The 20,737-nt window shown below is 66.2% G+C and carries 19 protein-coding genes; 3 read left to right on the plus strand and 16 right to left on the minus strand.

The genetic code is table 11. The annotated features are described in order from the left end of the window. Positions 1-122: 122 nt before the first annotated feature. The 7 genes from PT85_RS07425 to PT85_RS07455 form a co-directional block, all read right to left on the minus strand. Positions 123-1,361, minus strand: a complete 1,239-nt coding sequence (locus PT85_RS07425) for a saccharopine dehydrogenase family protein (protein ID WP_027589704.1) — start codon at positions 1,359-1,361, stop codon at positions 123-125. Between the two features lie 24 nt (positions 1,362-1,385). Next, entirely contained in the window at positions 1,386-2,483 is a 1,098-nt protein-coding gene (locus tag PT85_RS07430; protein WP_027589705.1) for a carboxynorspermidine decarboxylase, read from the minus strand. A gap of 195 nt (positions 2,484-2,678) precedes the next feature. Further along, entirely contained in the window at positions 2,679-3,098 is a 420-nt protein-coding gene (locus tag PT85_RS07435; protein ID WP_039606302.1) for an MAPEG family protein, read from the minus strand. A gap of 89 nt (positions 3,099-3,187) precedes the next feature. Continuing rightward, on the minus strand, positions 3,188-3,625 hold the full coding sequence (locus tag PT85_RS07440) for an N-acetyltransferase (protein ID WP_039606303.1): 438 nt from the start codon (positions 3,623-3,625) through the stop codon (positions 3,188-3,190). A 51-nt stretch (positions 3,626-3,676) separates the two neighbouring features. Then, positions 3,677-4,120, minus strand: a complete 444-nt coding sequence (locus PT85_RS07445) for a CopD family protein (protein WP_039606304.1) — start codon at positions 4,118-4,120, stop codon at positions 3,677-3,679. A 67-nt stretch (positions 4,121-4,187) separates the two neighbouring features. After that, positions 4,188-4,625, minus strand: coding sequence for a methyltransferase family protein (locus PT85_RS07450; RefSeq protein WP_065365786.1), 438 nt, complete (start codon positions 4,623-4,625; stop codon positions 4,188-4,190). A gap of 54 nt (positions 4,626-4,679) precedes the next feature. Beyond that, positions 4,680-5,063: a MerR family transcriptional regulator gene (locus PT85_RS07455; protein ID WP_039606306.1), complete on the minus strand. Its 384-nt coding sequence runs from the start codon at positions 5,061-5,063 to the stop codon at positions 4,680-4,682. Positions 5,064-5,136: 73 nt separating this feature from the next. Between PT85_RS07455 and PT85_RS07460 the strand changes: the two genes are divergently transcribed. Then, positions 5,137-6,198, plus strand: coding sequence for an SDR family oxidoreductase (locus PT85_RS07460; protein WP_039606307.1), 1,062 nt, complete (start codon positions 5,137-5,139; stop codon positions 6,196-6,198). Here the strand turns inward: PT85_RS07460 and PT85_RS07465 are convergent, their stop codons facing one another. The 3 genes from PT85_RS07465 to PT85_RS07475 all read right to left on the minus strand — a co-directional run bounded on the left by PT85_RS07465 (position 6,199) and on the right by PT85_RS07475 (position 11,189). Then, positions 6,199-9,126 (minus strand): HD domain-containing phosphohydrolase, encoded by a 2,928-nt coding sequence (locus PT85_RS07465; protein WP_039606308.1) that lies wholly within the window; start codon positions 9,124-9,126, stop codon positions 6,199-6,201. 84 nt (positions 9,127-9,210) lie between these two features. After that, positions 9,211-10,518 (minus strand): sensor histidine kinase, encoded by a 1,308-nt coding sequence (locus tag PT85_RS07470; protein WP_039561781.1) that lies wholly within the window; start codon positions 10,516-10,518, stop codon positions 9,211-9,213. Continuing rightward, positions 10,515-11,189, minus strand: a complete 675-nt coding sequence (locus PT85_RS07475; RefSeq protein WP_039606309.1) for a response regulator — start codon at positions 11,187-11,189, stop codon at positions 10,515-10,517. The genes PT85_RS07470 and PT85_RS07475 overlap by 4 nt, the downstream gene beginning before the upstream one ends. Positions 11,190-11,429: 240 nt before the next feature. On the opposite strand from PT85_RS07475, the gene PT85_RS07480 reads away from it, so the two are divergent. Both PT85_RS07480 and PT85_RS07485 read left to right on the plus strand, forming a co-directional pair. Beyond that, positions 11,430-12,068, plus strand: coding sequence for a c-type cytochrome (locus PT85_RS07480; protein WP_039606310.1), 639 nt, complete (start codon positions 11,430-11,432; stop codon positions 12,066-12,068). 11 nt (positions 12,069-12,079) lie between these two features. Continuing rightward, positions 12,080-13,075, plus strand: coding sequence for a c-type cytochrome (locus PT85_RS07485; RefSeq protein ID WP_039561788.1), 996 nt, complete (start codon positions 12,080-12,082; stop codon positions 13,073-13,075). Positions 13,076-13,244: 169 nt separating this feature from the next. On the opposite strand, the gene PT85_RS07490 is transcribed toward PT85_RS07485, so the two are convergent. The 6 genes from PT85_RS07490 to PT85_RS07515 form a co-directional block, all read right to left on the minus strand. Beyond that, complete coding sequence (locus PT85_RS07490; protein ID WP_139181979.1) at positions 13,245-14,285, minus strand: FUSC family protein; 1,041 nt, start codon at positions 14,283-14,285, stop codon at positions 13,245-13,247. A gap of 100 nt (positions 14,286-14,385) precedes the next feature. Further along, positions 14,386-15,717 (minus strand): deoxyguanosinetriphosphate triphosphohydrolase, encoded by a 1,332-nt coding sequence (locus tag PT85_RS07495; protein WP_039606311.1) that lies wholly within the window; start codon positions 15,715-15,717, stop codon positions 14,386-14,388. Between the two features lie 257 nt (positions 15,718-15,974). Then, positions 15,975-17,195 (minus strand): beta-ketoacyl-ACP synthase I, encoded by a 1,221-nt coding sequence (gene fabB, locus PT85_RS07500; RefSeq protein ID WP_027589719.1) that lies wholly within the window; start codon positions 17,193-17,195, stop codon positions 15,975-15,977. Between the two features lie 12 nt (positions 17,196-17,207). Next, entirely contained in the window at positions 17,208-17,723 is a 516-nt protein-coding gene (gene fabA, locus PT85_RS07505) for a 3-hydroxyacyl-[acyl-carrier-protein] dehydratase FabA (protein WP_027589720.1), read from the minus strand. 158 nt (positions 17,724-17,881) lie between these two features. Further along, positions 17,882-19,759, minus strand: a complete 1,878-nt coding sequence (locus PT85_RS07510) for an ATP-binding protein (RefSeq protein WP_052237641.1) — start codon at positions 19,757-19,759, stop codon at positions 17,882-17,884. 59 nt (positions 19,760-19,818) lie between these two features. Next, complete coding sequence (locus PT85_RS07515; RefSeq protein ID WP_234702678.1) at positions 19,819-20,715, minus strand: ABC transporter substrate-binding protein; 897 nt, start codon at positions 20,713-20,715, stop codon at positions 19,819-19,821. Between the last annotated feature and the right edge of the window lie 22 nt (positions 20,716-20,737).

Here is a 20,737-nt window from a genome sequence, read left to right on the forward strand (position 1 = left end):
GCGGCTGAGGCCGCTCCACAGGATGGCCAGGCCCGTAGAGGTCGAGGCGCAGTCTTGGCCACCGCGCCCCCTGAAACGACATCGCCCGCCGAAAGGCGGGCGATGCGTATTGCACGTGACGGTCAGGCGTTCCAGGGACGGTCGCCGTGCTCGTCCTTGACGCGGGTCGGCAGGCCCATCTGGTCGAGCAGGGTCAGGAACGGCTCGGGCGGCAGCTCCTCCACGTTGACCATCTGCCGCGCATCCCAGTCGCCACGGGCGATCAGGCGGGCGGCGGCCACCGGCGGCACGCCGGCAGTGTAGGAGATGCCCTGGCTGTCGGTCTCGGCGAAGGCTTCCTCGTGGTCGGCCACGTTGTAGATCAGCACTTCGCGCGGTTGGCCATTCTTGCTGCCCTTCACCAGGTCGGCGATGCAGGTCTTGCCGGTGTAGCCGGGCGCCAGCGAAGCCGGGTCGGGCAGCACGGCCTTGACCACCTTGAGGGGCACCACTTCCTGGCCCTCGGCAGTCTTCACCGGCTGCTCGGAGAGCAGGCCCAGGTTCTTCAGCACGCTGAATACATTGATGTAGTGGTCGCCAAAGCTCATCCAGAAGCGGATGTTCGGCACGTCCAGGTTCTTGGACAGCGAATGCACCTCGTCATGGCCGGTCAGGTACAGGTTCTGCGCGCCGACCACCGGCAGGTCATCGGTACGCTTGACCTCGAACATGCTGTTCGGCGTCCACTGGCGGTTCTGCCAGCTCCACACGGTGCCGGTGAATTCGCGGAAATTGATTTCCGGATCGAAGTTGGTTGCGAAGTACTTGCCGTGCGAGCCGGCGTTGACGTCGAGAATGTCGATGGAGTCGATCCGGTCGAAGTACTGCTTGTTGGCCAGCGCGGCCCAGGCGTTGACCACGCCCGGGTCAAAGCCGATGCCGAGAATGGCGGTAATGCCTCTCTCTCGGCATTCGTCCAGGTGCTTCCACTCGTAGTTGCCATACCACGGCGGGGTCTCGCAGATCCTGCTCGGATCCTCGTGGATGGCGGTGTCCAGGTAGGCGGCGCCGGTTTCCATGCAGGCGCGCAGCACGGACATATTGAGGAAGGCAGAGCCAACATTGATGACGATCTGCGAGTCGGTCTCGCGGATCAATGCCTTGGTCGCCTCGATATCCAGCGCATCCAGGGCATAGGCCCTGATCTCGGCGGGCTGTTTCAGGCTGCCCTTGGCCGTAACGCTGTCGATGATGGCCTGACATTTGGAGAGATTGCGCGACGCAATGGCGATACGACCCAGTTCGTCGTTGTGCTGCGCGCACTTGTGAGCCACTACCTTGGCAACACCCCCTGCACCAATGATCAGTACGTTCTTCTTCAATTATTTCTCCCTCGCTGCCGGCCTTCAGGAAAGGCTGGACAGGTAGTCGTCGTAACCAAATTCACGGACCAGCTCGATGCTGCCATCGAGCTGCCGCACGGCGATGGACGGCATTTTCAGGCCGTTGAACCAGTTTTTCTTGACCATGGTGTACCCTGCCGCGTCGATGAACGACAGGCGATCGCCGATGGCCAGCGGACGATCGAACCGGTACTCGCCGAAGATGTCTCCGGCCAGACAGGATTTGCCGCACACCATGTAGGTGTGCTCACCCTCGCTGGGTGCCATCTTGGCATTCAGGCGGTAGATCAGCAGGTCGAGCATGTGCGCCTCGATAGAGCTGTCCACCACCGCCAGGTGCTTGCCGTTGTAGAGGGTGTCGAGCACGGTCACTTCCAGCGACGCGCTCAGGGTGATCGCGGCCTCGCCCGGCTCCAGGTAGACCTGCACGCCGTGGCGTTCGGCGAAGGCTTTCAGGCGCGCGCAGAAGGCATCCAGCGGGTAGCCTTCGCCAGTGAAGTGAATACCGCCACCCAGGCTTACCCACTGCACCTGCTTGAGCAGATGGCCGAAGCGCTCCTCGATATGGGTCAGCATCTGGTCGAACAGCTCGAAACTGCTGTTCTCGCAGTTGTTGTGGAACATGAAGCCGGAGATCTTGCCGATCACCGCCTCGATCTTCGCCGGGTCGTGCTCGCCCAGGCGGCTGTGCGGACGGGCCGGGTCGGCGAGGATGAAATCGGAGCTGCTGACGCCCGGATTCACCCGCAGGCCGCGCACATGATTGGCCGAAGCCTGTTCGAAGCGCTGCAGCTGGCCGATGGAGTTGAAGATGATCTTGTCCGAGGCAGCCAGCACTTCCTCGATCTCGTCGTCGGCCCAGGCCACGCTGTAGGCGTGGGTCTCGCCGGGAAACTTCTCGCGGCCCAGTTTCACTTCGTACAGGGAGGACGAAGTGGTGCCGTCCATGTACTGGTGCATCAGATCGAACACCGACCAGGTGGCGAAGCACTTCAGCGCCAGCAGCGCCTTGGCCCCGGAGTGCTCGCGCACGTAGGCGATCTTCTCCAGGTTGGGCAGCAGTTTCTGCTTGTCGATCAGGTAATAAGGCGTCTTGAGCATCTGTAAACCCGTGCGAGTCGGCTGGCGGAGGCGGCCAAGGCCCCCCCTTTTCAAAGAGGGGGCGCATTGTGCCGATAACCGTCGCGGACTGGAAGGCCGCGAGCTGACTATCTCGTTTCGGGTTGTCTCAACTCAAGGTGACGAACAGATTGCAACGCCGGTAAATGGCGTCGAAAAACCGATACCCGGCGCCGTTCAGCTAGCCGCCAATTGCCAGGCGCTGAGCCCCAGGAGCGCCAGCAATACGCCGGTACCGAGCACGAACACCGGCATACGGCGCGAAAGCTGGTTCGAGCCGATGTGAATACCGGCATGCACCACGCGCAGCGCCACGTACAGCCAGGCGAGCAACAGCGCCGGCAGGCTGACCCCGTCGATGGCATGCAGCATCAGGCACAGCGCGTAGAACAGCACCGGGGATTCGAACTGGTTGGCCAGATTATTGGACACCTTGACCACCGACTCCGGCCAGGCCCGGTTGTCCAGCGCGGCTTCCCTCATGTTGACGGCGCGGGACTTGACTGCTCCGGCCTTGCGTCGGGCGAGGACGATGTAAATGGCAAGGGTCAGGGCGATCTGGGCGAGAACCGGCCAGAAAATCAGTGCGGCATTCATCCGTTGAACTCCAGGTGGCGGGGAGACTGTGCGAGCAGGGGTCGATTCTGAACGATGCGCCGGCCGGCAGCCGGCAAGGGTGCGCAGATTCAGGCGGCTTCCGGGTCGGCCCAGGTCATGGTCCATTCCTCGTGGCCGGTATGCTCGTCCGGCTGGCGGACCTGGCGGCGGAAGCCATGCTTCTCGTAGAAGGCGATGCTGCGCGCGTTGGCGGCGTATACGCGCAGCGTGAGCTCCGGGCGCAGGTGCTGGGCGTGCTGGAGCAGGCGTGCACCGATGCCCTCACCCTGGCGGTCGGGCGCCACGAACAGCGCCGACAGGGTTGGGCCGACGAGGGACAGGAAACCCAGCACCTGGCCATTTTCCTCGTACACATAGGACTCGGCGGCCGGCAGGTAGACCTCCTGCATGTCGCCGACTCGCGCCACCCAGTAGTCCGGGGCGATGAAGTCGTGGGCCTGGATGGAAGCGTTCAGCCAGACGCCGAGCACGGCGTCCATGTCGGTAGGGGCGAAGGATCGGATCATGTTGTTGTTCTTCGAGGATCGGATGGCCGGATGCTCGCACAGAAGCCGTTCTCAGGCCAGCCAGCCGAGGCGGAAGCCTACACCGGTCAGCACGAAGAGCACTGCGATCAGCGTGACGGGGTATACATGCCAGGCCAGCGCCGTCAGGTTGTGGTTGCCGAGCCGGGGAATGATGCGCAGCCGGGCATCGGCCGCCAGCGCCGCGGTGGCCAGCAGCAGGGCGAGCTTGATCAGCAGCAGGTTGGCGGCCGGGTTGGCGCGGTTGCCCAGCGCGGCCAGGTCCGGCAGGTAGTGGGCCGCCAGGTACAGGCCACTGGCGATCTGTACGATCAGCGCCGGGATGCCGACGCGTTCGTAGGCGGACTCGAAACGGCGGAGGAACTCCAGGTCCCGGCTGCGCAGCACCTTCGGCAGGATGGCCAGCGCCAGCACCAGATGCCCGCCGGTCCAGACGGTGGCGCCCAGCACATGGGCGAGGAGGGCGAGTTCGTACATGGGTGGCTCCTGTCAGCTAGCGGTGCTAGAGCATTCCGCGTGTTCACCCACATGGCCTTGACGGGGATCAGATCCAGCGCCGCGTGCGTTGCCGATAGGCCTGAAACTGCTCGGCGAAGCGGCCTTCGACCATGCGTTCCTCGCGGGGAATCACCACCTGGTTCATGTAAAGGAAGAAGGCCAGCGGGCCGAGCAGCGCCGGCCAGGAATCACGCCACAAGGCGAAGCCGATCAGTACGAGCAGCATGCCCAGGTACATGGGATTGCGTGACAGTCGGTAGAGGCCGTCAGTGACCAGGGTATCGGGGCTGCGGGTCGGGTCTACCGTGGTCCCGCGTGCGCGGAACAGCCCGGCGGCAAGGATCAGCAGCAGCCCCCCGGCCAGCAACAGGGCTATGCCGAGCCAGGGCAGTCCGGGCAGGCCCAGGGGCGCGGGCAGCAGGCGGTCGAACAGCCAGGCCAGGCCGAGCAACGCCAGCATGACCAATAAGGGATAACGTGCCATGGAGCCTCCTGGAATACGGTGCTCGGGGAGTCTACGCGGCGCGCCTGGCGCTGCCTATCCGGACGGCTTCGGGCAGTTGCCGGCCTGCTGCGCGGCGCTGGCCAACAGGCGCTCGCGCTCGGTTTCCAGCAGCTCGCGCAGCCGGCTCAGTTCGTCCATGCGGGCCTCCAGGACGACGAGCTTGTCCGCGATCAGCACGGCGCCTCGGGTGCAGTCCAGTTGTCGGTTGCGCCGCGCGGCAAGCAGTTCGCGGCATTCCTCCAGGGCAAACCCCATGGCCTGGGCGTGGCGGATGAAGGCCAGTTCGGCCACGGCCTGCTCGTCGTACTCCCGGTAGTTGTTGGCGCGCCGGCGGGCCCGCAACAGGCCGATGCGCTCGTAGTAGCGCAGCGTGTGCCGGCTGGTGCCGCTGCGGATTTCCAGTTCGCCGATACGCATTCCGTGCCCTCTTGACCTTCGACTGGGCTCGACAGTTTAGCCTGCGTCGCCTCTTCACCAAGGAAGCGACACGATGACCACGACCTGCCTGGTAACCGGCGCCAGCGGCTTCATGGGCCGCCATCTGCTGGCGTCTCTCACAGCCCACGATCACACAGTGCTGGCCCTGCTGCGCAGTCCTGACAGGCTGCCGGCATTGCGGGCGGAGGTCGACGCCCTGGGCGGGTGTGGCGACCGGCTGCATGCGCTGGCCGGTGATCTCGCCAGTCCCGGCCTGGGACTGAACGGGGCCGATCGCCGGCAGGCCGCACAAGCGGCAGTGGCTTTCCATCTGGGGGCCCAGTTCGCCTGGCGGCTGCCAATGAGCCGGGCGCGCACGGTGAATGTCGAGGGCACCCGGCAGGTCGCCGAGCTGGCCGCCGCCTCCGGGAGCCGGTTGCTGATGGTGGGTGGCTTCATGCTGTGCAACCCCATGCACCTGCGACGCCTGGGCATTGACCTGGAGCGGCCGTCGCGCACCGATTGGCCGGCCGTCTACCGGCGCAGCGGGGGCTACGAGGGCAGCAAGCTGGAAGCGCATTTCATGGTGACCCGGCGGATGCGCGAGCTGTCCGGGGCGCTGACCTGCATCCATCCGGCGACGCTCTGCGGCCACAGCCGCACCGGCCATATACTGCCAACGCAGCCGCTGGCCGGGTTGATCGACAACCTGGCCCGTGGCCGACTGCGGGCCATCCCCGGCACCCCGGCGCATTGGCTGCCGCTGGTGTGCGTGGATTTTCTTACCGAGCTGACGCGCCTGGCGGCGTTCGATCCGGCCATGGAAGGTAGCGAGTTGCTGGTGCTGGACGATGCCACGCCGAGCCTGGCCGGGCTGGTTCGTCGGCTCGCGCAGGCGCTTGCCCTCGAGCCGCCACATCGGCACCTGCCGCTCGGTCTGCTGCGTGCCCTCCTGCGGGTGCCGGGAACGGCGCAGCTGTTGCGTACCGAGCCGGAGTCGCTGCATTTCATCCAGACGCACCGTTTCGATACCACGGCGACCCGCGCCTTCGCGGCGCGTCACGGTGTGCCCTGGCCGGATATCGGCGCGGCGCTGGAGGCGACTGCGCGGTTCGCCGGCTCCGCTGGACGCTAGTCAGGCGATGCCTGCGTGCGCCAGTATGGCGCCTTCATCCACCGCGTCGATCTGCTCCGGCGCCAGGAAACGCTCGCCGTACTGGCGCGGCAGGTCGTGGCGAATGAACAGGCGGAACAGGTCGGGATCGATGTGGCCGTTGCGGCACATGTTGGCCATCAGCATGAGGGATTCGCTTAGGGTCTTGCCGCGCTTGTAGGGGCGATCGACGGCGGTGAGTGCCTCGAAGATGTCGGCAATGGCCATCATGCGCGCCGGCAGGCTCAACTGTTCGGCGCTGAGCCGGCGCGGGTAGCCGTTGCCGTCCATCCGCTCGTGATGACTGCCGGCCATGTCGGGGACCTCCTTGAGGTGCGGCGGGAAGGGCAGATGGCCGAGCATGATCAGGGTCTGCACGATGTGGTGCTTGATCAGGTAGCGTTCTTCCTCGGTGAGGGTGCCGTGACGCACCGACAGGCTGTACAGCTCGCCCAGGTTGAACTTGTACTCGGGCACGCGCATACGGAAGCCCCAGGGATTGTCCGGTGCGATGCGTTCCTGCTCCGGTCGCTCGATCAAATGGTCGGGGCGATCAGCCAGCAAGGGTTCTTCCACCGGTAGCGCCGCAGGCGGCTGGCCTGCCTTGCGCTGGGCTTCTTCCCAGGACAGGCCCAGGCGATCGTCGAGGGTGCGCAGCCAGCGGCGCCGGGCAATGCGCTGCAATCGCTGCAGGTCCGCCTCGGCCATGTTCTCGCTGCCCAGGTTGCAGCGGGCGACGAAGGCGAAATCGTCGTCCAGTTCGGCCAGTTGGCGATCACGGCGCTCCGCCAACTGCGCCGCGTCTCCCCCTTCGGCCAGGGCGCGCCAATAATCGACCCAGGCGTCGCGCTTGAGCACCTCGAAGCGGGTGCGGATCTCGTGGATGCGATTGTAGAGCGTTTCCAGCTTGGTGGATTTGTCCACCACGTATTCCGGCGTGGTGACTTTGCCGCAGTCATGCAACCAGGCGGCGATATGCAGGGCTTCCCAGTCCTCGGCGCTGGGGCGGTAATCGCTGAAGGGCGGTTCGCTACTGGCCGCGGCGGTGCGCGCCAGCATCAGGGTGAGTTCCGGCACGCGCTGGCAATGGCCGCCGGTGTAGGGGCTCTTGGCATCGATGGCGCCGGCAATCACCTGGATGAAGGCCTCCAGCAGGCGCTTCTGGCGATCCAGCAGGCGCTGGCTCTCGATGCTCAGCGCGGCGGCGCCGGAGATGGCCTCCACGAAAGCGATGCGTGCCGGCTGCAGCAGGCTGGGATCGCCCTGGGCACCGGTGATGCGGTTGAGCAGCAACAGCACGCCCAGGGTGTCGCCCTGACGGTTGTGCAGGCCGATGCACAGCAGCTGCAGCTGGCGACAGTCCAGGCGCTCCATCAGCTCGCGCAGGTCGCCGGCCTGCTCGTAGCCGAGGGCGATCAGCAGGCTCTCGCCGCCCTCGGCTGGCTGGCGCAGCCAGACGGGAGCGCTTGCGCTGTTCCGGTAGGCGAGCAGGCCGCCGCGCACTGGCGCGTCGTGGGAGTTGCGCAACAGCCAGCCGTGGGGCTCCAGACGGCCGCTGTCGGCATCGCGCAGGTACAACAGGCCGGCGTCGGCGCCGCCAATCCCCAGGGTTTCGCGCAGCACGCGTTCGAGCAGGGCTTCATAGCGGGTTTCGGCGGCGAGCGAGGCGTTGATTTCCAGGAAGCTGGCCAGGTTGTTTCGCATGTGCCGCATGACGCCGGCCAACTGGTCGATTTCCAGCACCGGCGAGCGGTTGTCCACCGTCTGACTGAAGTCGAAGCGGCCGATGGCCTCGGCGTTGCGCGCCAGACTGCGCAGCGGCAACACCACCAGGCGCGAGGCCAGCCAGGCCAGCAGCATGCCGAGGGCGGTGACGCCGATGGTGATCAACGCGCTCTGCCAGCGGATGCGGTAGGCGTCGCCGAGCAACTGGTCCTCCGGCACCAGGATGGCCAGGTTGAGGCCCTGTGGTCCGCCCTCGGCGATGCGGCTACGGGTCACCAGCCAGTCGCGTCCGGCCAGGCGCAGGCGGCCCTGCAGCAGGGTGGGCATGTCGAACAGCGCGGCCAGGCCGGGACTGAGTCGCCGGGCGGGAATCAGCTCCTGGGCGCTTTCGTCGATCACCAGGGCGCTGCTGGGGTAGGCCACGGCACGCCCCTGGCTGTCGTAGAGCACCAGTTGGGTATCCGGGGTGACATTGTGGCGGGCGAGGGTGGCGGACAGGTCGGCCAGGGTCAGGTCGGCAGCCAGCACGACCTCGCCATGCACGGCCAGGGCCAGGGTGGTGCCCACCTGGCGGCTGGAATAGAAGACGTAGGGCTCGGTGGTGATAAGCCGCGCGCTGTCGCGGGCTTCGACAAACCAGTTGCGGGTACGTGGGTCGTAGGCTTCCTCGGTTTGGGGTGCGCGGCTGACGACGCTCAGCGTGTCGTCGTAGAAACGGTGCTGGGAGACGATGCGCCGGCCATTACGTTCGATCGACCAGACCTGGAAGCGCGCGTTCGGCGGGGCATCGAACAGCGACCTCAAGCGTTCATCGCGCAGCGGCCTGACCATGAAGAAATCGCCGTCCGGATAGCCGACGTACAGTGAGTCCAGCTGGGGATTGTCACGCAGCGCCTGGCTGAAGGGGCGCAGCAGCGGCAGGCGCTGATCCAGATCGCGGCCCTGGGTCGCCGGCGCCTGGGCCAGCAGGTGCAGCAGCCGCCGGATCGGCGTGAAGGTGTTCTGCAGGTCCTGCTCGACGGCCTCCTGAATCTGCACCGACAGCTGGGCGCTGCTGTCATAGATGATCTGGCTGGCCTGGCGGTAATGGAACACGCCCAGCACGAAGCCGCTGAGCAGCAGCAGGCTGCCGAACAGCAGGGTGATCAGGACATGCAGCGGCAAGCGGCGAAAAGCCTTGGGCATCGTGGTACTCCAGGGCGAGCCACCATCCCTGGCCCGCGACGGGTACCTGCAAGCTTAGTCGGGGGGCTAGCCGGCGCGGTGGTGTCAGCCGCGCAGCGGCACGCTCAGGCTGACGCGCAGGCCATCGGACCGGTTGTCGAACGCGAGACGAGCGGCGCAGCGCTCGGCAATGGCCTGGACGATGGCCAGGCCCAGGCCGTTGCCCTTGCCCTGGCTCCAGAACCGCTGGGTGAGCCGCGGCAGGTGCGTTTCGGGCACGCCGGGGCCGTGATCGCGCACCGTGAAGCGCACCTGGCCGCCTTCCTGCTCCACCCACAGCTCCACACCCGTGCCGGCTGGCGTATGACGCACGGCATTCTCCAGCAGGTTGCGCAGCGCGGTAATGGCCAGCACCGAGGGCATGGCCAGCGGGGCGTCGGGCAGGGGCTCCAGCAGATGCAGCGCGACAGGCGCGGGACTGACATCGTGGATGGCCAGTTCGGCCACATCGCGCGCCAGCAGGGGTTCGTCGTCTTCCAGTGGCAGCTGGCCCTCCAGACGCGCCAGTAACAGCAACTGCTCGAGGGTGCGCTGCAGGCGGTTGGCGCCCTGTTCGGCATTGGCCAGCGCCCGTTCGGCGGTGGCGCCCTCGGTCATTCGTGCCACTTGCAGGCAGGTCTTGATCACCGTCAACGGGCTGCGTAGCTCGTGGGCCATGTTGTTGGTCAGGCAGCGCTCGCGTTCCATGGCCTGGCTGATGCGCTCGAGCAGCAGGTTCTGGGAGGTCACCAAGGGGCGCAGCTCGCTGGGCAGACCCTGCTCGGGCAACGGGCTCAGATCGTCGGCGCTGCGCCGGGTCAGGGCTTCGCGTACGCGCGTCAGCGGCGCCAGGCCCTGGCCGATGCCCAGCCAGAGAATCGCCAGGCTGCCGAACAGCGCTACCACTGCTGGTACCGTGGCGCTCAGCCAGATGGAGCGTTCCAGTTGCGAGCGTTCCTCCAGGCGGTCGGCGGTGGTGATGCGCAGGCCGTGGTCGCTGACCAGCGTGAAGCTGCGCCAGGGGTGGCCGTCGATGGTCTGGGAGCGAAAGCCCTTGTCCACCTCCAGGGGGGCGCCCGGCAGGGCATGGCTGCGGGCCAGCACGGTGCCGCGCAGCGAACTGACCTGGCAGCGCAAGCCATTGGGGATGCCCAGCTGCTCGGCGCTCAGGCGCTGCTCGTGCAGGCCGTTGAGCAGTTCCGGGGGCAACTGCGCGACCAGGCCGGCAACCATGCGTGCCGACGCCGCCAGGCGCTGGTCGAGCGCCAGCATGGTCTGGTTGCGCAGGTCGTAGAGCAGCCAGGTGGCGGCCAGCGTCCAGAGCAGCAGGAAGGCGCTGCCGAGGATCAGCGTCAGGCGCAGGCGCAGGCTCATGGGTCGCTGCGCTCTGGCTCGCCGAGCCGGTAGCCGAGTCCGCGTACGGTTTCGATGATGCGGCTGCCCAGCTTGCGACGCAGGTGATGGATGTGCACGTTGAGGGCGTTGCTCTCCACGTCGTCGCTGAAGCCGTAGAGGGCGTTCTTCAGCTGCTCGCCGCTGAGGATTCGTCCGGGATTGTGCAGCAGGGTTTCCAGCAGGGCATGTTCGCGTCGAGTCAGCTCCACGGGCAGGCCGTCGAGCAGGGCCTCGCGGGTGCTGGGATCGTAGCGCAGCGGGCCGTGTTCGACTGGATTCACGCAGCGCCCACCGGCGCGGCGCTGCAGGCTGTGCAGGCGGGCGCTCAGTTCGCGCAGGTCGAAGGGCTTGAGCAGGTAATCGTCAGCGCCGGCCTGCAGGCCGGCGACCCGGTCGCTGACGGTGTCGCGGGCGCTGAGCACCAGCACCGGTATCGCCAACCCCTGCCGGCGCAGGCGTTGCAGCAGGGATAGCCCATCCTCGTCGGGCAGGCCCAGGTCCAGGATCAGCACGTCGAAGGTGGCGGCGCGCAGCATGGATTCCGCAGCGACGGCGCTTGCCGCATGCTCGATGGTCAGGCCCTGGGCAAGGAGTCCGGCGACGATGCCGCTGGCGATCAGGGGGTCGTCTTCGACGAGCAACACAAACATGGCAACCACTGGTAACAGAAACCTGCCGGCATTATGCCTTGGCGTGCGCCTGGAGTGCTGATCCGGATCAGCACTCGCGGCTTGCTACCTTCGGAGGGTAAGCGCAGGCACCCCAGTTAATGTCTGCTTAATCGAGGTGCGGCAATTTGGCGCAGTAATTCCATAAGGTCTTCCCGCCGTGTCTTCGGAGGCGGTGGCGGGACCAGCCCGATGTACATCTCCAACGATGAGGGGAGCACAATGAAGAAGCTTCTGACCCCGCTGGCCTTCGCCATGGCGCTGGGTGCGGCATCCGCCGCCCAGGCGCTGGAAGGCGACGCCAAGGCAGGCCAGCAGGCCGCCGCCGTCTGCACCAGTTGCCACCAGCCCGATGGCGGCGGCATGAACATCGCCGGCGGCCAGTCCTGGCCGCGCCTGGCCGGCCTCGATGCCGACTACCTGTACAAGCAGCTGCGCGATATCAAGGCCGGTAGCCGTCAGAGCCCGGTCATGATGCCGTTCGTGAGCATGCTCAACGAGCAGCAGATGCGTGACGTGGCAGTGTACTACAGCCAGCTGCCTGCCACCGCCGGCAAGGGGGGCGAGCAGGCCAGCGCCGAAGACCTGGCCCACGGCGAGAAGCTGGCCACTGTCGGCGACTGGGAGCGTTATATCGTGCCCTGCCAGAGCTGCCACGGCCCGGCCAACCTGGGCGTCGGCGGGCAGTTCCCGGCGCTGGCCGGCCAGCACGCCGGCTACATCGCCGATCAGCTGCGCGCCTGGAAGAACGGCACCCGCGACAACGACCCGCTGCACCTGATGCTGGCGATTGCCGAGCGGATGGATGAGAAGGATATCCGCGCGGTATCCCAGTGGCTGTCCCGGCAGCCGGCCAAGTGAGGAGCGAGTCGATGAATATCCCCTTCGTGAAACTGTCCGCCGCCATTGCGGTGGGCCTGCTGAGCCTGAACGCGACCGCCGCCGACGTGCGCTTCCCGGTGGACATGCCCAAACCCAAGGAAGGCCAGCTGGTGCACGTGCCGCCGACCATGGACGACCTGGAGAAGAGCCAGCTCCATCCGGAGCTCAAGCGGGTGATCCGCCGGGGTCATGACCTGTTCATGAACACCCAGCAACTGCGTGGCAAGAACGTGTTCAACAACATGAACTGCAGCAGCTGCCACATGGGCGAAGGCCGCCTGCCGTTCGCCGGCCCGGTATGGCCGGCGGCGGTGACCCTGCCGGACTTCCGGCCGAAGAACAACCATGTGAACAACCTGGAGGAGCGCATCGCTGGCTGCTTCAGCTATTCCATGAACGGCACGCCGCCGGCCTATGGCAGCGACGACATGCTGGCGCTGTCCGCCTATCACCAGTGGCTGGCCAAGGGTGTCGAGATGTATCCCAGCGCGCCAATCTATGGCCGTGGCTACCCGAAGCTGAACGACCCGCAGCAGAAGCCCGACTACAAGCGTGGCAAGCAGGTGTACGAGGCCAAGTGCAGCCTCTGCCACAGCAACGACGGCAGTGGTCTGGTGCAGAACGGCAAGGTGGTGTTCCCGGCGGTATGGGGCGACAACTCCTACAACTGGGGCGCCGGTATCGCTCGCACGTTCACCCTGGCAGCGTTCGTCAAGCACAACATGCCGCTGGGCCAGCGCGGCACCCTGAGCGATCAGGAAGCCTGGGACGTGGCCTACTACATCGACACCCAGGAGCGTCCGCAGGACCCGCGCTACACCGGTAACGTGAAGGAAACCCGGGCCAAGTACGACGCGACCTTCCACAAGGCCACCAACTACGGCCTGACCGTCAATGGCAAGCTGCTGGGTGACCATGACAACACCGGCAGCAAGCCCTTCCTCAAGCCCGAAGCGCTCAAGCCGCGCACTTTTACGGCTGAGTAAGCGCCTGCTGTTGACTGAACCCTGGGGCCGGCTTCACACCGGCTCCAGGGTTTTTTGTGCCCGCCGGATGTTGCTGCGCCGCGCCGACCGGCAGTGCGAGTTGACCCGTGTCGGGGGAAAACAGGCGGGGCTCGGTTTCAATTGGCCCTGCGGTCACGCCTAGACGGCGCTATGCCGAGCGCCTTCTCGCCAGCACCCGCTGCAGTGCTTGCACCAGGCTGGCCATCATCAGCACCAGCACAATTCCCAACACCACATTCAGCAGGCGTCCCTGCGGCTGTAGCCAGTCCGTGGCGAGGCCTTCGCGCAGCAGCAGGCAGCCCAGGGTGGTCTGGATGGCGAACAGCAGGTAGTGGCTCGCCTGGAAGGCGCGGTTGAAGAAGATCACCGGCAGCAGCAGGGCGCTGAGCAGCAGCGGGCGCTGCAGGCTGTGGCCGATGGCGGTCATCAGCGCGCTGACCAGCAGCACGGCCAGCGCCATATACAGCAGCGGCCGCAGGCCACGCACCAGGTTGAGCTGCAGCATGATCACCACCGTAAGGCTCAGCCAGTAGCCGTGGGCCAGCTCCAGCAGGTCGATGAACAGCCCGGCCAGCCCCAGGGCAAGGATGCAGGCCAGGGCATGCAGCAGCCACGGCTGGCGCGGCACGCTGCGGGCCTGGCGGCGCATCACGCGCAGCACCGCCAGCAGGCGTGGCATGTAAGGCCAGGTGCGCAAGGCATGCAGGCCGCGCAGGATGAACGCCAGCAGTGTGGTCCACAGGGCACCGAGCAGGAACAGCATCGCCACCGCGCCGGCATTGTTCAGGTCGCTCTGGCCATGGCTGCCCTGGCCGAGACACAGGCAGACCGCCAGGCCGAGCCCCAGCTTGCCGGCTTCGTTGCCGTAGCGTTGCAGGCGGGCCAGCAGCAGGCCCATGGCGGCGAACAGCAGCAGGCTATACAGCGGATGGCTGGCGGCGGTGTAGCCCAGCGCCGCGGCGAGGGCGCCTAGGGTACCGATGAGCAGCATGCGCAGCATGCCGTAGCGGTGCAGCGGATTGGCCAGGGCCGTCTGGAACGCGCCCAGCGCCGCCCAGAGGAAGCCGTTATGGCCGCTGACCAGACCGAGCACAAGGGGCAGGGCGCAGCCGAGCGTGGCGACAGTGGCGACACCCCAGACCGGTGCCGAGAAGCCGTGGCGCACGGCATGGGGAATACGAAGACGCATGGTTCGGGTGTCGTGACGGTTGGTGTAAGGCCTGTCGGCATTGCGGTAGCGAAGCGGGAGGCCTGCGCTGAGTAGACTGACAGGCGCCGGCAACGTTCAGTCACATCGGCCGGGCCCGCCCGGTCAGCTCCAGGGCCATTTCGCTGGCGTAGCTGTCGGTCATGCCGGCGATGAAATCCAGCATGCGCAGATAGCCCCGGTACAGCGGCCAGTTCGGATCGGGCGCGTTGTTGCCCAGCAGGTCGAGCACTCGGCGATGCTTGAAGGATGGCGTGCGGCCACCATGCTGCTCGCGCGCCGCGCCGCAGAAGGCGTTGAGCAGGATTTCCAGGGTGGTGTAGGCGCCGATCTCGTGCAGGGTCTTGCGCTTGTCCTGGAAGATCTTTTCCCGGGCGGTGGCCTTGGCCTGCTGTACGCAGTAGCGCGCCGGTCCTTGCATGTGTTCCACCAGGTCGCCTTCAAGGGTGCCGGCCAACAGGGCATCGCGCTGGTCCACGAAGGCGCGGGCGGCGGCGTTGGTCAGGTGCTCGATGGCCTTGCCGCGCAAGATCGCCAGCTTGCGCCGCCGCGAGTCGTTGGGGCCGAGCTGGCGGTAGGTTTCCGGCAGGTCGTCGCCGACCAGGCCGAGCAGCAGGGCTTCGACCTCGCCGTAGTCGAGCAGCTCCATTTCCAGGCCGTCTTCCAGATCGATCAGGCCATAGCAGATGTCATCCGCCGCCTCCATCAGGTAGACCAGCGGATGCCGGGCCCAGCGCTGTTCCTCCAACTGCGGCAGGCCCAGCTTGCCGGCGATCTGCTCCAGCACCGGCAATTCGCTCTGGTAGCAGCTGAACTTGTGCTTCTTGTACCCCAGGGCGTCGGCGTGGCGCGAGGTCCAGGGGTACTTCAGGTAGGTGCCGAGGGTCGCGTAGGTCAGCCGCATGCCGCCGTCGAACTGGTGGTACTCGAGCTGGGTCAGCACCCGCAGGCCCTGGGCGTTGCCTTCGAAATGCAGGAAGTCGTTGCGCTGGTCGTCTTCCAGGTCGTCCAGCCAACCGCGCTCCCCGGCCTGCTGGAACCAGTGGCGAATGGCATCCTCCCCGGAATGGCCGAACGGCGGGTTGCCGATGTCATGGGCCAGACACGCAGACTGCACGATCATGCCCAGGTCGCCGGGGTCGCACCAGTCGGGCAGCTCGCCACGCAGCATCTCGCCGACGCGCATGGCCAATGAGCGGCCGACGCAGCTGACTTCCAGCGAGTGGGTCAGGCGCGTGTGGATGTGGTCGTTGCTGGACACCGGGTGCACCTGGGTCTTGCGCCCCAAGCGGCGGAAGGCGCCGGAGAAGATCACCCGGTCGTGGTCCTTGTGGAACGGCGAGCGGCCAAGCTCCTCGGTGCCGTGCACGGGCTTGCCGAGGCGTTCGCGGCTGAGCAGGGAATGCCAGTCCAAGGGCGGGTCTCCTGAAGGGGCGGAGGCTCAAGCTTGGCCATTTGCCGTGGATTGGACAAGCGGAGAGTAGGGCGTCGTTCGCGGCGCGATTGTTTGCCGTAGGGTGGGTAACTCGCGCAGCGATTACCCACCGAAGGCGGGTGCTTTGCGGTAGACAAGGCTGCGCCGTTGTCTACCCTGCGGTTCTGCTACGGCCCCTCCACGGGCACTGAAACGAAAAAGGCGCCCGAAGGCGCCTCTCTCAATTCCGACCGGGCTTACTTGCCCTGCCAGCGCTTCAGGATCAGGGTGGCGTTGGTGCCGCCGAAGCCGAAGCTGTTGCTCATCACGGTGTCGATCTTGGCGTTCTCGACGGTGCTGCGCTGGATCGGCAGGTCGGCGACTTCCGGGTCCAGCTCTTCGATGTTGGCCGAACCGGCAATGAAGTTGCCTTCCATCATCAGCAGGCAGTAGATCGCTTCCTGCACGCCGGCGGCGCCCAAGGAGTGGCCGGACAGGCTCTTGGTGGAGCTGATGGCCGGGGCCTTGTCGCCGAACACTTCGCGCACGGCGCGTGCTTCCGCGACGTCACCTACCGGGGTGGAAGTGCCGTGGGTGTTCAGGTAGTCGATCGGGCTGTCGACGGTGGCCAGTGCCTGCTGCATGCAGCGCACTGCGCCTTCGCCGCTCGGGGCGACCATGTCGTAGCCGTCGGAGGTGGCACCGTAACCTACGATCTCCGCGTAGATCTTGGCGCCACGGGCCAGGGCGTGCTCCAGCTCCTCGACCACCACCATGCCGCCGCCGCCGGCGATCACGAAGCCGTCACGCTTGGCGTCGTAGGCGCGGGAGGCCTTCTCGGGGGTGTCGTTGTACTGGGTGGACAGGGCGCCCATGGCATCGAACAGGAAGCTCTGGCTCCAGTGCTCCTCTTCACCGCCGCCGGCGAAGACGATGTCCTGCTTGCCCATCTGGATCTGCTCGACGGCGTTGCCGATGCAATGTGCGCTGGTGGCGCAGGCCGAGGAGATCGAGTAGTTGACGCCCTTGATCTTGAACGGGGTGGCCAGGCACGCGGACACGGTGCTGCCCATGGTGCGCGGGACGCGGTACGGGCCGACGCGCTTGACGCCTTTTTCGCGCAGGGTGTCCAGGGCTTCCATCTGGTTGAAGGTGGAGGCGCCGCCCGAGCCGGCGATCAGGCCGGTGCGCGGGTTGGAGATCTGCTCTTCGCTCAGGTTGGCATCGGCAATGGCCTGCTGCATGGACAGATAGGCAAAGGCTGCGGCGTCGCCCATGAACCGGTAGACCTTGCGATCGATCAGCTCTTCCAGATTCAGGTCAATCGAGCCGGAGACCTGGCTGCGCAGACCCATTTCGGCATAGGACGGATTGAAACGGATGCCCGGGCGGCTGGCGCGCAGGTTGGCGGAGACGGTTTCTTTGTCATTGCCCAGGCAGGACACGATGCCCAGGCCGGTAATCACGACGCGACGCATACGGATTGACCCTTAGAAATTGTCAGTGGAAGTGAACAGGCCGACACGCAGGCCTTCGGCGCTGTAGATTTCGCGGCCATCGACGCTGACGCTGCCATCGGCGATGGCCAGGATCAGCGAGCGGTTGATGGTGCGCTTGATGTGCAGGTTGTAGGTGACCTTCTTGGCGGTGGGCAGCACCTGGCCGAAGAACTTCACCTCGCCCGATCCCAGGGCGCGACCGCGGCCGGGGTTGCCCTGCCAGGCCAGGAAGAAACCGACCAGTTGCCACATGGCGTCCAGGCCCAGGCAGCCGGGCATGACGGGATCGCCTTCGAAGTGGCAGCCGAAGAACCACAGGTCCGGGTGGATATCGAGCTCGGCGACGATCTCGCCCTTGCCGTACTTGCCGCCGACGTCGGAAATATGGGTAATCCGGTCGACCATCAGCATGTTCGGCGCGGGCAGTTGCGCATTACCCGGGCCAAACAGCTCACCGCGGCTGCAGCGCAGCAAGTCTTCCCGGGTGAAGGCGTTCTGTTGTGTCATGCGAGTTCCTCAATAGTCCCAGTCATGGCTCTGGGTAAATCGTTCATCTGCACGCGCGTGACGGTGCAAATCAGCCTAAGAGACAGTCGCCTGGGCGAGAAAGTCACAGGCAACGGGATACAAGTGTTCGCCAAATGCGAATCCGAAGTGCAGAAACTTTAGCACTCGCCGTCAGGCGACTCCTTGCGTTCGGTCAGCCAGCGTAGCAGCAGGCGCTGTAAATCGGCCCGTTTGAAGGGTTTTGCCAGGTAGTCGTTCATGCCGGCCGCCAGGCAGGCTTCGCGGTCCCCGGGCAGCGCGTTGGCGGTCAGCGCGATCACCGGCACCTGCGCGTAACCTGGCAGGGTGCGCAGTACCCGGGTCGCGCTGAGGCCGTCGAGCTCGGGCAGCTGGCAGTCCATGAGGATGGCGTCGAACTGCTCGGAGCCGGCGCGCTGCAAGGCTTCGCGACCGGTGTAGGCCTGGCTGATGCGATAGCCGAGGCTGCGCAGCATGGCCTGGGTGACGGCCTGGTTCACCGCATTGTCCTCGACGATGAGGATGTGCTGGCCCCCGCCGAGCGCCGTGTCCGGCAGATCCTGATCCGACGTCTCCGCACCTTGCAGGGTGCAGTCGAAGGTCAGTTCCAGGGTAAAGGTGGAGCCGTTGCCGGGCTGGCTGCGGGCGAACAACTGGCCACCCATGCCCTCCGCCAGCGTGCGGGCGATGGCCAGGCCCAGTCCGGTGCCGCCATAGCGGCGGGAAATCGAGCTGTCGGCCTGCTGGAAGGGATCGAACATGCGTGCCAGGCGCTCGGCCTCGATGCCGATGCCGGAATCGTGCACGGCGCAGCTGACACGCAGGTGCGATTCATCCAGCAGTTGCCAGCGGACCTCCAAACGGACGCCGCCGTGCTCGGTGAACCTCAGGGCATTGCCCAGCAGGTTGACCAGGACCTGTCGCAGGCGAGTCGGGTCGCCGCGCACGGTGTAGCGCTCCAGGCCCGGCTGGGTGTCGGCCTCCAGGCTCAGGCCGCGTTGCTGGGCGCCCGGCTGGAAGGCTTGAAGCGTGTTCTGCAACAGCTCGGCGATGTTGAAGGGGATGTGCTCGAAATCCAGCGATCCGCGCTCAATGCGCGAGAAGTCGAGGATGTCGTTGATGACCTTGAGCAGATGCTCGGTGGATTCGTTGGCCAGCGCCGTGTACTCGGCCTGCTCAGGGTCCAGGGGAGTGGTCTCCAGCAGCTGCAGCATGCCCAGCACGCCGTTCATGGGCGTGCGCAGCTCATGGCTCATCATGGCCAGGAAATCCGACTTGGCACGGTTGGCCGCCTCGGCTTCTTCGCGAGCCTGCGTCAGCTGGCGAATGCTGATCTGCTGCTCGCGGTTGGCGTTGGCCAGCGCCACGGCCAACTGGTTGATATGACGGGCCAGATCACCCAGTTCACGAATGCGCGGCTCGGGCAACAGGGCAACCTGTTGGCCACGCCCGATAGACAGCACCGCGCGGTCCATGTCGCCGATGGGGCGGGACAGGCCGCGGGCCAGACGCTGGGCGAGCAGCAATGTGAAGGACAGGGCGAAGGCCAGCAGCAGGCCTGCGCTGATCAGTATCTGCCGCTGGCGCTCGCTGAACGGGTTGTCGGTCATGCTGACGCGCACCCAGCCGAGCCGTTCCTCCGTCAGCGAGGACTCGTCGCGGCCGAAGGGCAGGAACGGATCGCTCAGAGGGATCGGCTGGCGGCGAATCGACGCCACATAAAGGGACACATTTGCCTCATTGGGCGCGGCCGGCTGGCCACCCACCGCAAGCAGGCGATCGTTGTGATCGTAGACCTCCACGGCACGCAGATAGGGGGTATCCAGGCTGCCCTGCAGCAGACTCTCCAGCACCAGCGGGTTACCGGTGATGACGCCGAACTCGGTAGCCGGAGCAAGCTGGTCGGCAATCAGTTGGCCGACCTGATCGCGCTCGGCACGCAGGTCCTGCAAGCGCGTGTGGGTGAAGTAGGCGATCAGCAGCAGTCCGAGCGCAAGCGCCGGCAGCAGGCTGACCATCAATGTGCGGGTGTGGATGTTGCGGCTGTGCCAGGAGAAAAAATGCCAAGGGGTGCGTTTCACGGGGAGGCCTCCAGGCGTTGCAGCGCTTGTTCCAGCTGGTGCGGATCGGTCATGGGGATGCCGAGCGACAGGGCGACCCGGGTATTGCCCATTACCTTGAAATGGGCTGGGTAGAGTTCGTGGGGCCAGGTGGCGGGATCTCGGTCGAGCAGGGTGCCGAGGGTGTCGAGCCAGTCCTGCTGATCGCTGTAGGTGCTGACCAGGCTGCCGGCATGCACGAAGGCCGCAGTTGGGCCGATCAGCGCCTGGCGCCGGCCATAACTGCTCAACAGCAGGGTCTTGATGGTGTGCGGGTTGTACAGGTGCGGGTCGTCGAGACCCAGCAGCACGTCGCTCTGGTCGAGCAGGCGGCTGAGAACCCGGGGGTCGCGGGTGTTCGGCCAGAAGTGCGCATTGATCTCCAGCTCGCCCGCGGGCGTCACCTGGCGCAGCTCCTGGACGAGGAAGGCACTGTCGTTGCTGTACAGCACGCCAATGTGGCGGGCCTGGGGTAGCAGGAGTCGGATCAGGTTCAGCTGGCGCGCGAGCGGCGGGTCACCCCACAGCAGGGTGATGCCCAATGGCTGTCGGCGCCCCAGGATCTGTCGTCCTTCGATCCGGTTGACCTGCATGACCAGGGTCGGCGGCCCTTCCACCGAGCGCTGGCGCCAGTCGAGCAGCTCTGGGCCGATGAGGATCAGGCGCAGATCCCGTGGCAAGTCCGCGACCGCCGGCAGCTGCTCGGCACGGGAAAACTGCACACGATCATCCGGCCGGCTGGCCTGTAGGCCCACGAGGAAACGCTGCAGGGCCGGACTGCTCTCCTGAGCCGCGACCAGGATCTCCAGTGCCTGTACGGCTGGCGCTCCGGCCAGCAATAGCACCGCAAGGCCAGCCGCCCGCAGTGCGTTCATCCTTGAAAGAGTGATCATGGAG

It is taken from the genome of Pseudomonas flexibilis (assembly GCF_000806415.1).
GTDB lineage: Bacteria > Pseudomonadota > Gammaproteobacteria > Pseudomonadales > Pseudomonadaceae > Serpens > Serpens flexibilis.